Raw genomic sequence first — 13,505 nt, forward strand, 5'->3', positions numbered from 1 at the left:
AATGTGAATAGGATATACAAATGACTAACCCAAATAAGATTATCCATATTATCACTGGCTTAGAAGTTGGTGGCGCTGAGCAGATGCTCAAGCGTCTTTTACTGTCAGATCCTCATTCTAGAGACAATGTATTAGTTATTTCGCTTAGTGGTTTGGGTACTATCGGGAAAACCTTAGAAGAGCAAGGTTTCACGGTTCATGCATTTAATTTTAATCGTGTCACCGCTATTCCGGCTCACTTTTGTGCTCTGGTTAAGCTCCTCAAAGGCCATAAACAGGCAATAATCCAAACCTGGATGTACCATGCGGATTTTTTTGGTGGCTTGGCGGCTCGTATGGCAGGTTGCCGCAATGTGATTTGGGGTATTCGCAATACGGATGTACCTCGTAATAGTCGAATGACCTATTTGCTGATGCGCTGTTGTGCCTTACTTTCTTATCTGGTACCTAAGAAAATTATTTGTGTCGCGGAAGCCGCCAAAAACACCCATGTTTCTTATGGATATAATGAGAAAAAAATGCGGGTTATTCATAATGGCTTTGACTTTGCTCGTTTTGATGCACGGCAAATTGATGCAACCAAAATACGCCATGAGCTTGGACTGGGGACAGATGATTTTATTGTCGGTTGTGTGGGCCGCTTACATTTGGATAAGGGACAAGATGTTTTTATTAATGCCGTCGCTTTTTTGGAGCGCGCGCATAATCACAATGTCCGTTTTTTATTAGTCGGGCGTGGTTGTGATTACAATAACAGTGAATTGTTAAAGCAGTTGGACTCTTTTGGTTTAACCTCATCATTTCTTTTGCTTGGTGAGCGTCATGATATTCCCGAGTGCCTGGCGGCAATGGATGTATTTTGCATGCCCTCACGAACCGAAGGTTTTCCTAATGGTTTAGGCGAGGCTATGTCTATGGGCTTGCCTTGTGTGGCCACCCATGTTGGCGATGCTAAGGTTTTGGCCGGTGATACTGCGGTAATCGTTGCTGCAGATGATCCGATGGCCTTGGCGGCCGGATTAACCAAAATGATTTGTATGCCCGCGGAGCAGCGCCGATTCTTAGGTGAAAAGGCTGCTATTCGCGTACGCGACCAGTTTTCTATAGACAGAGCTCGGGAACGCTTTTATGCGTTGTATCGAGATATTGAGGAGTTATCTCATTAATGTGCGGATTTTCAGGAATTTTATCTCGTACGAATTGGGCATCTGGGGCAGAGCAATTGTTGTTTGCTATGTGTCAGTCTATTGCACATCGAGGTCCTGATGATCAGGGAATCTGGTTTGATGCTCAAGCAGGCATTGGATTAGCCCATACCCGTCTGGCTATTGTGGATTTATCTCCCGCAGGCCACCAGCCGATGGCTTCGGCTAATGGTCGTTACATGATTGTTTTTAATGGCGAAATTTACAATCATTTAAAACTCCGAGAGGAACTGGCTCTGCCAACTTGGCGTGGCCATTCGGATACCGAAACCTTGCTGGCAGGCTTTGAGGCCTGGGGCATTGAACAAACAATTGAACGCAGTATTGGGATGTTTGCCTTTGCTCTATGGGATAAACAATCGCAGACCTTAACCTTAGGGCGGGATCGGGCCGGTGAAAAACCGCTTTACTATGGGTGGCAGAATGAAGCCTTTCTGTTTGGTTCGGAATTAAAAGCACTCAAGGTACATCCTGATTTTAAAAAGGAACTCAATCCTGATGCCTTGGCGCTTTTTTTGCGCCATAACTACATTCCAGCTCCTCATTCAATTTATAAAAACATTTATAAATTAGCTCCGGGCTCGTACTTACAGCTTTCTTTAAAAAATCCCCAGCCGATAGTGAAAAATTATTGGTCCGCAACTCAGACCGCATTGACGGGTTTTTCCTCTCCGTTTCAGGGGGATGCGCATGAGGCTGTTGATGAGCTAGAGCGTTTAGCAAAAGAGGCGATTGGCCAACAAATGATAGCTGATGTACCTTTAGGTGCATTTCTTTCTGGAGGTATTGACTCCTCCACTGTGGTGGCATTAATGCAAGCGCAATCCTCACGACCGGTACGCACTTTTTCGATTGGCTTTCATGAAACCAATTATAATGAAGCCAAGTATGCTAAAGCGGTAGCTGATCATTTGGGAACCCAACATACCGAGCTGTATGTAACGATTGACGATGCCTTAGCGGTCATTCCCAAATTATCTAACTTATATGATGAACCTTTTTCGGACTCCTCACAAATACCTACTTTTTTAGTTTCAGGATTAGCGAAGCAACAAGTTACAGTCGCCTTAAGTGGTGATGCCGGGGATGAATTATTCTGCGGCTACAACCGTTACACCATGACCTCAAAGTTGTGGAATAAAATTAATAAAGTACCTTTGCCTGTACGCCGGGGGGCTGCGACGCTAATGCGACAAATCTCACCGCGAACCTGGGATCGGGTTTCTTCAGTTTTGCCTGGGGTGAAGCGTTATTCACAAGTCGGCAGCAAAGTGCATAAAGGTGCTTATGTCTTGGCCAGTGCTACGGTGAATGAAGCCTATCGTCGCTTGGTTTCTCATCATGACAAGCCTTACTCTTTATTGGTTTCTGAAGGAGTTGAGCCTGACGTGTTTATGGACCAACACCACGCTGATTTATCCCAACTTGATGATGTAAATCGAATGATGGCGATGGATTTTGTTTCTTACTTGCCAGACGATATTTTAGTTAAGGTTGACCGCGCCGCAATGGGCGTGTCTTTGGAGACCCGGGTTCCATTTTTAGATCATCGTCTAATCGAATTTTCCTGGACCTTACCCTTGTCGATGAAGTTACGTGATGGGCAAAGTAAATGGCCCTTACGCCAATTATTAGATCGCTACGTCCCTCGTTCCTTAATCGAGCGTCCGAAAATGGGTTTTTCCATTCCTTTAGCAGAATGGTTACGTGGCCCTCTACGTGAGTGGGCGGAGACCTTACTCAATGAGCAACGCTTGCAAAAAGAAGGTATTTTTAATTCCACCGCAATACGCTTGATGTGGCAGCAACATTTGCATGGGAAAGGAAACTTTTCAGCACTACTATGGAATGTTCTAATGTTCCAAGCCTGGTGGGAAGCACAATAGTTAGGTCATGCTTCACCAATTCCGTCTTGCGAACGCAGTGAAGCAACCAGGGTAGTACGCTAATGAAGCATCGCTCTGGAGTGCCTCTCAGTGTTCGCAATGGCTGCATTTATATAAACACAAAGCATCTCAAGACCAAGTAGACGAAGAAGGCTTTTTAACCCGTACTCGTGCGTCAAAAAACTTGCGCAACAGGGCAACGACAAAAGAAAACTTAACCAACAATAAATTCAACAACACCGAACTCAGAGAAATAAAACCAATCTTCACCACCCAAGCGAACTTATCATCTGGTGTTGCAAGCACAGCATTCAATGTAGCAATTGTCAGTAGAGAAAGTAACACTACAGGCAGCAAATCCACACACAGCCAACGCAGATGAGTATTCTTTATAAAGCGACGATGTACAAAGGCAGTCCAGATGAGGAAGAAGCTAAGGTTTGCTAAGAACCAAACCTTAGCCGCCCCAATCATCCCAAAATGCAGGGTTGCCCAGATGATGGATGGGATGAGCACCAGAGCAAAACAGCTATTGCCAATCAGATGCAAACGCATGGTGCCATTGGCATACTGTAAGTAATAGGGGAAGGTCGTAAATGCCAGGGTCGCATTACCCAGAGCATACAAACGTAAGACCGGTGCCGTGGCGGTAGCCACATTTAGGTTATTTGTCCACAACCACAGTACCTGTTCGGGAAAAAAAGCTAAAACAATACTGGCCGGAATCGTAATGGATGCAACAAACTGAGTTGCTTGTCGATATAAAGTAAGTAACTCTTTATCTTTACCTTCAGCCTTCAATTTAGCCAGACGTGGTTGCAATACCATACTAAATGGCGCACTAAACAACATCACGCCACTGGCGGCCAGTACGCCTAAGGTAAAATAACCATACTCGGTCAGGGATAACAATTTAGAAAGAATCAATTTATCCGTTTGCGTGATGACTATCCAAATAGAAGAAGTTATTGCAATACTTAAAGCAAAGGGCAGAATCGGCCTGATGCTTGCTACCAGAGCGGCGAACTTCCATGAGAGTTTTTGTCCTTGTGGCAGACTGGGAAATTCGCGAATGGCCTTGCTGGCAAGGAAGAGTAACTCAAAAGCAGAGATAATGATTTGATAGAGAAAGAATAAAAAGGGTGTGGTGCCTATATAGATTAAAACTAATAAGACGCCTACGTAACGTAATGTAGTAAAGACCCAAGTATAATAACTTAACCACACAAAACGTTCCGCACCGATTACCGTATAGCGGTATAAACCACACATCCAGCGTAAGCCAATACTGGCGGCCATTAATTCTAAGGCAACCTGGATTTCATGGGCAGGCATGGTGTGCGCTTGCAGCCAAGAATGAGACAGATACGGAGCCAATAAAAATAAGCTTCCTGTACCAAGGAGCATAATAATGAAAAACAGTAACTGCAGTACTCGCAGTAATTCGCGGTAGTTTTGTGCGCTAATTGCCCCTGCACGCATGCGTGCGGTTTCCCGGGAAATACTGGGGCTTAAACCTAAATCAAGGATATTAAACCAGCTTTGTAAGGCGGTAAAAAAACCAACGAGTCCATAAGCCTCTGCCCCCATGTATTTGAGGTATAAAGGTAAGATGAGTATGCCCGCCAAGGTCATATAAATCTGACTGGCATAATTAGCAATAAGATTTTTTTTAAAACTCACTTCAATCCTGGCTTGCGAAAAGTCGATTACATACTGCCTGCACTAAGGGATGATAATACGTAATTTTTCCTTTCTGTCAACAGCCACTAAAGCCTATTCTTTGACAAAGGAGGCATTACTATTTAGTATCCGCCTACATCCTTTAAGTTAATCCACGACTGGAGTAGTTCACGATGCAAACAGCAGGTATTGGTGGTAACCCTGATCTGAGTTTGATGGACATGCTGCGTATTTTTTATCAGAACAAGGTATTGATTGGTTTATGCGCCGTACTTGGGTTCGTCTTAGGCTGTGCCGCTATTTATTTTAGTAAGCCAGTCTATGAGGCTAAAATTAAACTTTATTCGGCAAGTGAAGGGGAGATTGCAGAGCTTAATCAAGGACGCTCCTGGGATAATTCGCCCTTACAACCGCTCACGGTTAAAGACGTTAATAATGTGTTTAATGACGTCTTACAATCGGAAGAGGCGAAACACTATTTCTTCGAACATTATTATGTACCCGCATTACCCACAAGTGACAAAGAGAAGCATACAACCACTCAACTGTATCGCGCTTTTTCGCACATTTTTGCCGTTGTCCCTGACCCGAAAAAAACGAATGACCGTTTTGTAAAATACACCATCGCAATCCAGGGGACTGATGCCCAGCAGGTAACCACCTGGTTAACGCAATTTATTAGTGTAGTAAAGTCTCAATCCTTAAATGCTTTACTAAAAGACATGCAGCAGCAAAATAGCGTGTTGGTAAATAATTTACGCCATCAAATCGACATTGCCCGCAAAACGGCTCGAGCCAAACGCCAAGACCGCATTACCCAGCTAAAAGAGAAAGTACATACGCTGCAGTTAGCCAGTGCTCGTACTTTTTGGGATGATGAGGCGATAATGAATGATGCTAATGAGTCTCCATTCACGCTGGAAATGATGCAGGCGGAAATAAAAAATTTATCAAAACGCACCTCGGATGATGCCTTCATCCCTAACTTACGCGACTTGCAAGCGAAGCTCGCTTTTTACCAGTCATTTAAGATTGATGTCGATAAGGTTTCAGTCTTTCATCAAGACGGCATTCTGGCTGTTCCGATTGACCCGATTGCACCTCGGAAAAGATTAATGCTCATGGTGTCTCTAGTTTCGGGCATGTTTGCCGGGATACTATTGGTCATGTTGCAAATCGCCTGGCGTAAAAACACAGGTAAAATGGCCCATACGTTAGTAAATTAAACGCCGAGTTGCTTGAGTGCAACAAAGGCTCTTATCTCCCGAATTACCGCGGTTTAACCGCGGTAGACTCTGGACCACTTCAATATGCTCACCTCACTCGAATTACCGTGGCTTGAACACAGTATCTACAAAATGATCAGTTAATGATTGAAGTCTATATTTTAATAATTTCCATACTATTAGTGCCACCCGGAGTACCAATAGCTCGTCCGCGCGTTAACAAAATAAACCCTTTCTTTTCAATATGCTGAGCTGCCAGTAATTCATCAATAACTTGTTGGTTTAAATTGTCTGCGGTAAAGCGATGATAATCCATAAATACCGGCACAACATTCTGCACTAAACTAAGACGACCAATAGTGCGCTTATTGGCTGATATCGCAATAATAGGTACGGTACTTTGCTGTCTGGAAATCCATACTGCGGTATCTCCTGATTCGGTAAGGGTCACAATCGCCTGAATCGGAAAATGATTCGCTGCATGCATGGTCGCCATCGCAATTGCTTGGTCAGCACGCTGGTAATGACAGGTTGCAGACGTACTATCATAATAAAAACTTGCATGCTTCTCCGCACTTAAGCAAATCTTATTCACCATGGTTAGTACTTTTACCGGAAACTGTCCACTAGCCGTTTCTGCCGAAAGCATTACCGCATCGGTTCCATCTAGGATGGCATTGGCCACATCGGAGACTTCAGCACGCGTTGGTTGTGGATTGCTAATCATCGATTCCATCATTTGGGTTGCTGTAATTACTACTTTATCCAAACGACGCGCCTGACCAATAATATGTTTTTGAATGGCCGGTACTTCTGCAGCACCCACTTCAACCCCTAGGTCACCACGCGCAACCATGATGGCATCGGATTCTTGAATGATTTCTGTTAAACGTGCCAGAGCTTCACTGCGCTCAATTTTGGCAATAATGGGAGTAGGTAGTCCACCATACTCTTGCATTAAAGCACGAGCGTTGCGAATGTCTTGAGCATCTTTTACAAAGGAGAGGCTGATGTAATCTACTTGTGCCGCCAGTGCAGTACGTAGATCTTTTTTATCTTTTTCCGTTAAGGTACGGGCTGCTAGGCCTCCGCCTTTTCTATTTAAGCCTTTTAGATTGGTTAAAACACCACCTTCAATAACTGTGCAATGAATTTTTGAGCCGTAAATTTGTTTTACTTGTAATTCAATTAAACCATCATTGATCAGTAAAAAATCACCTGCAGCCAGTTCCTTATCTAAATTCGGATAAGCGACGGAAACCCAGCTTTCATCACCTAATTCATCGGTATCCTCACAGTCTAAAGTAAAATCCTGCCCCTCATGAAGGGTAATGGATTTATCTTTAAAACGGCCTATGCGGATTTTTGGGCCTTGCAAATCGGCCATTACTGCGAGCGGTTGTTCTAACTCTTCGGCAATTTGACGCACCAAGGCAATCAACTCTACGGCAGAAGCATCTGCATGGGAGAAGTTGATACGCACCACGTCAACCCCAGCGGTTAACATGGCACGCAGTGTTACTGGGTCATTACTGGCTGGGCCTAAGGTGGCAACAATTTTAGTTTGACGTAACATGTTGTGCTCGCTCCTGCAAAATAGCAACGGCTGGTAGTGTTTTACCTTCCAAACACTCCAGGAATGCTCCGCCTCCTGTGGATATATAAGATATTTGCTGATTGAGATCATACAAATCAATTGCAGCTAAAGTATCACCACCACCAGCAATCGAAAACGCATCGCTTTCGGCAATGGCAATTGCTAAAGCACGCGTACCGTAAGCAAATTGGGCAAATTCAAAGACGCCGACAGGTCCATTCCAAATAATGGTCTTGGCTTCATTAATAATGTCGACATAGTCACTTACAGTTACGGGACCAATATCGAGAATCATATCGTCAGCAGCAACATTATGCAGTGACTTGTTATAGGCTGGGCAATTTTCACTGAAGGTTTTACCCACCACAACATCAGTAGGTAATGGAATGCGGCAACCTTTTTCTTCGGCGAGCTTCAATATGGCGCGTGCTTCATCAAGTAAATCTTCTTCATAAAGCGATACTCCAATTTCAAAGCCTTGAGCTTTCAGAAAGGTATTGGCAATACCCCCTCCAGGAATCAGGTAATCAACCATACCAACTAATTGACGCAATAACGTCAATTTTGAAGACACTTTAGCTCCACCAACAATGGCAACGATGGGCTTTTTTGGCGCTTCCAAAACTTTTTCCAGTGCATTGAGCTCTTTAACTAGTAAGGGTCCTGCTACCGCAATAGGAGCAAATTGGGCTACGCCATAGGTAGATGCTTGGGCGCGATGTGCGGTACCAAAGGCATCCATGATAAACACGTCACAAAGGCTGGCTAGCTTTTTCGCCAGTTGCTCATTGTTGCTTTTTTCGCCGGGATTGAAGCGGACATTTTCACAAATCACTAATTCACCAGGACGAGCATCCACGCCATTAAGGTAATCAGTAACAAAATGGACTGGGTAATTTAAGTTTTGCTTTAAGTATTCAGCAACTGGGGCTAAAGAAAAGCGTTTTTCAAATTTGCCTTCCTCTGGTCGGCCAAGATGCGATAGGACCATCACCGCAGCCCCAGCTGCTAAAGCAGCCTTCAGGGTGGGTAAGGCTGCTTGCAAGCGCTGGTCGCTGGTAATTATCCCTTCTTTGATTGGCACGTTCAAATCTTCACGAATTAGTACTCTCTTACCAGAAAGTTCTACATCGCTCATTTGGATCAGATTCATTATTATCTCCGCAAGGGGTTTAGCAGTTCATCATCTTATGCGCTGTATCTAACATCCGATTGGAGAAACCCCATTCGTTATCATACCATGCCACTATTTTTACCAACTTTCCAAATACCTTTGTTTGCGTGGTATCAAAAATAGCTGAGGCAGGATTATGATTGAAATCAGATGAAACTAAAGGTTCATCATTGATTTTCAATACATGGCTTTGTGCTTTACTCACAATAGCATTTACTTCATCAACCGTCGTTTCGCGATGGGCAGTGAAGGTTAGATCAATTACCGAAACGTTAATTACGGGTACACGCATTGCAAAGCCATCTAGTTTTCCTGCTAATTCAGGTAAAACCAATCCTACAGCAGCCGCAGCACCGGTTTTTGTAGGGATAATATTATGCGCTGCAGCACGAGCACGGTGCAAGTCTTTATGACTGCCATCTAAAAGTACTTGGTCGTTGGTGTAAGCATGTACGGTATTTAATAAACCATGTTCGATACCTAGCGCATCATTTAATGGCTTAACTACTGGGGCTAAACAGTTGGTGGTACAAGAAGCATTAGAAACCACCAGGTCGCTAGCTTTCAATAGGTGGTCGTTAACGCCATAGACAACCGTTGCATCCACGTTTTTACCTGGAGCCGAGATTAATACTTTTTTCGCTCCTGCAGTAATGTGTTTCATTGCTGATTCGCGATCAGTAAAATGTCCGGTACATTCAAAAACTAAATCAATATTTAATTCGTTCCAAGGCAGCTCTAATGGATTACGTTCCGCAGTAATCTGAATTGCATGGCCATCAATAATCAGCATATTGCCTTCAGTAGTTACTTCACAAGGAAAACGACCATGGGTTGTATCATAGCGGGTTAAATGGGAGGTAATTTCAATCCCTGATAAATCATTGATCGCAACGACTTCAAAGTCATTTTGTCGGTTGTATTCAAAAATAGATCTTAGGATACAACGACCAATGCGGCCATAGCCATTAATCGCGACACGTATAGTCATACTACTTCTCCTTTGCTGCCCTTCAAGCGCAGCGGTTTACATTATAATTAGTTTGAGTTTGCAGTTAATGTTTCTAATGTTTTAACGATTCGCTCTACAGTAATTCCCAGGGAATGATAGGCTTGGGTTGCTGGAGCAGAGAGGCCGAAACGATCGAGACCAATAACGGCACCATTTAAACCAACAAATTGATACCAATAAGCAGTACTTGCCGCTTCAATTGCAATGCGTGCTTCCACATTTTTCGGTAATACTTGATTTTTGTAACCTATATCTTGCGCTAAGAAAAGCTCGGCACAAGGCATGGAAACCACGCGCACTTTTAATCCTTGGGATTTTACTCGCTCTGCAGCAGTCAATGCTAATTGCACTTCAGAACCAGTCGCAATCAAAATGGCATCAGGACGTCCCTCACAATCGACAAGGATGTAACCGCCTTTTTTAATTAATTCGGCAGCGTTTTCCTGATGTGGTAAGGCAGGTAAGTTTTGTCTGGAAAGCAGTAAGGATGTGGGGCCATTATGATGCTCTAAGGCTGTTTGCCAAGCAACGGCAGTTTCCATTAAGTCTGCGGGGCGCCAAACGGTCATATCTGGAGTCATGCGTAACATTGCTGCATGTTCAACCGGTTGATGGGTTGGGCCATCTTCGCCAAGACCAATTGAATCATGGGTAAATACATAAATTACCCGTTGCTTCATTAAGGCACTTAAGCGTATCGCATTACGAGCATAATCAGCAAAAACCAGGAAGGTGCCCGCATAAGGAATAAACCCGCCATGAACGGCGATTCCATTCATAATGGCAGCCATCGCAAATTCACGTACTCCGTAATATAAATAATTGCCGCTAAAATCCTCATGGCTGATGGCTTTACTACCTGACCAATCGGTATTATTAGAACCGGTTAAATCAGCAGAGCCACCTAACATTTCGGGTAATAAACTGGCAAAATGTTCGATGCATTGTTGGGATGATTTACGTGTGGCAATAGCTTTTTCATTGTGTAAGCATTGGCTTAAGAATGCTTGGCTATGGCTTTGCCAGTCATCAGGAAGATCACCATTAATACGGCGTAAAAATTCACGGTGTTCGAGTGGACGTTTTTGTTGGTACTCATGTAACAGGCTTAACCATTCCTGTTCATTACGTTCGCCTTGCTCCACATGGTTCCACTGTTGGTAGATGGTTTCAGGAATAACAAAGGGCGCGTGATGCCAATGGAAAAATTCGCGAGTTTTTTCAATATCTTTAGCACCTAAGGGGGAGCCATGTGATTTTTCACTACCGGCAACAGAGGAGCCCAGACCAATAACCGTATTACAAATAATCAGCGTGGGTTGGCTGGTATTGGCACGCGCTTGCATAATTGCTTGTTCAATTGCCGTCATATCATGGCCATCAATCGCTTCAATAACTTGCCAATTATAGGCTTTAAAGCGAGCGGCGGTGTCATCAGTAAACCAGGACTCTACCTTACCGTCGATAGAGATACCATTATTGTCATAAAATGCAATAAGCTTACCCAGTCCTAACGTCCCAGCTAAAGAACAGGATTCATGAGAAATCCCTTCCATTAAACAACCATCACCTAAAAACACATAGGTGTGATGGTCAACCAGGTCATATTCGTCTTGGTTATAATGACTGGCTAACGCTTTTTCTGCTATGGCCATACCTACTGCATTTGCTAAACCTTGCCCTAGTGGCCCGGTTGTGGTTTCTACCCCTGGCGTATGCCCCCACTCTGGGTGGCCTGGAGTTTTGGAGTCTAACTGCCGAAAGTTTTTAAGCTCCTCGATAGATAGATTATAGCCTGTTAAATGCAACAATGAATAAAGCAACATCGAGCCATGGCCATTAGACAAGACAAAACGGTCGCGATTAAACCAATGCGGGTTTTTCGGATTATATCGTAAAAACTTTTTCCACAATACCGTTGCAATATCAGCCATACCTAAAGGCATTCCCGGATGTCCGGATTGGGCTTGTTCAACAGCGTCTATACTTAAAATGCGGACGGCATTTGCTAATTCTTGTGACAAGTTCATGTGCTCTCTTCATGCGCTGGGTTCGGTGCGCTATTGTCGCTCAGAAGACATTAATCGGCAAGAAAACACAATCATTTTTAATCATTCTTTAGTAAGAGTATTTTCGAAAGAATAGTTGAAGTTGTATTGGGATCTAGGATATAAGTGTTAAAGGTGAGTATAAATGACAATTTTAGAGACAGGGGAGTGCATTTATAAACATGGTAATTTTACTTATTGTGTAATTTTTGATACAATCAGGATGCATTTTTATCTTGCTCATTTGTTTTTATGCACCATAATTATGTAGTTATTTGATATCCATTAAGTTATTTGCGGACGTCATGAATCCAGTTATTAGACGATTACAAAATACACTGTTTACCAATTACGAACTTGGGATTACCGATCCCAACCCTGATAATTGGACCTTCTCTGAGTCGCTTCAAGATCTTGGAGTTGATTTTTATCGCGAAATTATTCCCTCTCATCTTGTTTTAAATATGGAGTACAGTCTGCTTGGACAGCAGATTCGCATTAATTTATCCGGCGAAAAATTTGTTTCCGAACAACAACTAGTTGAGCAGTTGATTTCCGCTATTTTCTTAGCCGAACTATTAGAAGAGGTTTATAAAAATTATCTAATTGTTCCGCGAGAAGTTGAACGTTTGCGTATTCAGAAAAATCTTTATCGTGAAATCTTAATCGAACTGAAGCATCCGCCGCCACAACAATATGGTAAAATTGAACCAATCACCGTAGGATCATCCTTCTCTCAGCAGGTACGCCAGCGAACCCTTGACGTTAATTTATATCGCTTATTACTAGTCCGTTCGAAGCGCGCTTTAGATGTTATTGCCGCCTTGGATTGTAGTGCCGATTGGTATCGTCACATTATGCGCGATTTTGGGCATTGTACGGACCCCTTCTTACCTCATTTAGCCTTTCTGTTTTATGCGCCACGTTTAGCTGTTAATCTTGGCTTGCTGATAAAACATCTGTTGCCAGGTTTTTGGATGGGGCAAGCAGAAAAAGATTTAGGTTGGCAGGTACGTCTTCAGGGACAATTATTACGACGTTGGTTTGAGTTAGGTAATGACATTGCCTGGGTTGGTTTAGGCTATGTTAATGGCTATCTTTTAACTGGGGCTTATGCTCCCGTTGCGGCCTATTTGTCGATTGCTTTTTTTGGTTATGATGTGATTTTAGCAGCAATACGCGCATACATTGAGCTCAATCGCGTGTATGAGATGCGCCGCCAATACCAAGACCTGTTTGATAGTCCCACCACTGATGCCGCCGCGCGAGAGGAAATCAGTCAGCAGTTACGGGTTTTGGATCAACAAATAAATTTTGAGTTATTGCGTTTTAGCTCCCATGTGGCAACCACCACCGGAATTTTCTTAGCTATGGCTTGTGGGGCTCCCTTCTTTGCCACCATGCCTGCAATTGCTGTAACGGGGGCCATTTGCCTCGTGGTAATTTGTTTAATCAATTTTGCCTTAGCACCGGTGATTAACCAGCAAAGACCTCGCGACATCATTGAAGTACCTTCGGGTGGTATAAAAAAGCTGGGCTTTTTCGCCACAAAAGAACAACCATTGGATTTGCCGGCCGATGATGAAGAGAACCTGGTTGTTCTGTCTCATCAGCTCTAGAGCCTTTATCAATTGAATGCTATGCTTTTGTTACTTACATTAATTTTAAAGGTAA

The 13,505-nt window shown here is 43.4% G+C and carries 9 protein-coding genes; 4 read left to right on the forward strand and 5 right to left on the reverse strand.

The features are described 5' to 3' along the window. Positions 1-20: 20 nt before the first annotated feature. Together ACD661_RS14075 and asnB are read left to right on the forward strand one after the other, a co-directional pair. A complete protein-coding gene (locus tag ACD661_RS14075; RefSeq protein ID WP_400188501.1) occupies positions 21-1,166 on the forward strand; it encodes a glycosyltransferase family 4 protein in 1,146 nt (381 codons plus the stop codon). Further along, complete coding sequence (gene asnB / locus ACD661_RS14080) at positions 1,166-3,091, forward strand: asparagine synthase (glutamine-hydrolyzing) (RefSeq protein WP_400188502.1); 1,926 nt, start codon at positions 1,166-1,168, stop codon at positions 3,089-3,091. The genes ACD661_RS14075 and asnB overlap by 1 nt, the downstream gene beginning before the upstream one ends. 129 nt (positions 3,092-3,220) lie before the next feature. Here asnB and ACD661_RS14085 read toward each other — a convergent pair whose 3' ends face one another. Further along, positions 3,221-4,774 (reverse strand): oligosaccharide flippase family protein, encoded by a 1,554-nt coding sequence (locus ACD661_RS14085; RefSeq protein ID WP_400188503.1) that lies wholly within the window; start codon positions 4,772-4,774, stop codon positions 3,221-3,223. A gap of 173 nt (positions 4,775-4,947) precedes the next feature. On the opposite strand from ACD661_RS14085, the gene ACD661_RS14090 reads away from it, so the two are divergent. Then, positions 4,948-6,000 carry a Wzz/FepE/Etk N-terminal domain-containing protein gene (locus ACD661_RS14090; protein ID WP_400188504.1) on the forward strand — a complete coding sequence of 351 codons (1,053 nt, stop codon included), beginning with the start codon at positions 4,948-4,950 and terminating at the stop codon, positions 5,998-6,000. A gap of 154 nt (positions 6,001-6,154) precedes the next feature. Here ACD661_RS14090 and pyk read toward each other — a convergent pair whose 3' ends face one another. Genes pyk through tkt form a run of 4 tightly spaced genes read right to left on the reverse strand, consistent with a single transcriptional unit; the run spans position 6,155 to position 11,813 of the window. Next, positions 6,155-7,576, reverse strand: coding sequence for a pyruvate kinase (gene pyk, locus ACD661_RS14095; RefSeq protein ID WP_400188505.1), 1,422 nt, complete (start codon positions 7,574-7,576; stop codon positions 6,155-6,157). Continuing rightward, positions 7,560-8,750: a phosphoglycerate kinase gene (locus ACD661_RS14100; RefSeq protein WP_400188506.1), complete on the reverse strand. Its 1,191-nt coding sequence runs from the start codon at positions 8,748-8,750 to the stop codon at positions 7,560-7,562. The genes pyk and ACD661_RS14100 overlap by 17 nt, the downstream gene beginning before the upstream one ends. A 19-nt stretch (positions 8,751-8,769) precedes the next feature. Then, positions 8,770-9,762 carry a type I glyceraldehyde-3-phosphate dehydrogenase gene (gap, locus tag ACD661_RS14105; RefSeq protein WP_400188507.1) on the reverse strand — a complete coding sequence of 331 codons (993 nt, stop codon included), beginning with the start codon at positions 9,760-9,762 and terminating at the stop codon, positions 8,770-8,772. A gap of 47 nt (positions 9,763-9,809) precedes the next feature. Continuing rightward, a complete protein-coding gene (tkt, locus tag ACD661_RS14110; RefSeq protein ID WP_400188508.1) occupies positions 9,810-11,813 on the reverse strand; it encodes a transketolase in 2,004 nt (667 codons plus the stop codon). A gap of 323 nt (positions 11,814-12,136) precedes the next feature. Between tkt and ACD661_RS14115 the strand changes: the two genes are divergently transcribed. After that, complete coding sequence (locus ACD661_RS14115; RefSeq protein ID WP_400188509.1) at positions 12,137-13,450, forward strand: hypothetical protein; 1,314 nt, start codon at positions 12,137-12,139, stop codon at positions 13,448-13,450. The last annotated feature ends 55 nt before the right edge of the window (positions 13,451-13,505 follow it).

The organism is Legionella lytica, assembly GCF_044626755.1.
In the GTDB taxonomy this organism is placed as follows: Bacteria; Pseudomonadota; Gammaproteobacteria; order Legionellales; family Legionellaceae; genus Legionella; species Legionella lytica_A.

Coding starts and splice junctions, on each gene's coding strand:
- gap (WP_400188507.1), bottom strand. CDS start 9,762: ATGACTATACGTGTCGCGATTAATGGCTATGGCCGCATTGGTCGTTGT.
- asnB (WP_400188502.1), top strand. CDS start 1,166: ATGTGCGGATTTTCAGGAATTTTATCTCGTACGAATTGGGCATCTGGG.
- ACD661_RS14090 (WP_400188504.1), top strand. CDS start 4,948: ATGCAAACAGCAGGTATTGGTGGTAACCCTGATCTGAGTTTGATGGAC.
- ACD661_RS14115 (WP_400188509.1), top strand. CDS start 12,137: ATGAATCCAGTTATTAGACGATTACAAAATACACTGTTTACCAATTAC.
- tkt (WP_400188508.1), bottom strand. CDS start 11,813: ATGAACTTGTCACAAGAATTAGCAAATGCCGTCCGCATTTTAAGTATA.
- ACD661_RS14100 (WP_400188506.1), bottom strand. CDS start 8,750: ATGAATCTGATCCAAATGAGCGATGTAGAACTTTCTGGTAAGAGAGTA.
- pyk (WP_400188505.1), bottom strand. CDS start 7,576: ATGTTACGTCAAACTAAAATTGTTGCCACCTTAGGCCCAGCCAGTAAT.
- ACD661_RS14075 (WP_400188501.1), top strand. CDS start 21: ATGACTAACCCAAATAAGATTATCCATATTATCACTGGCTTAGAAGTT.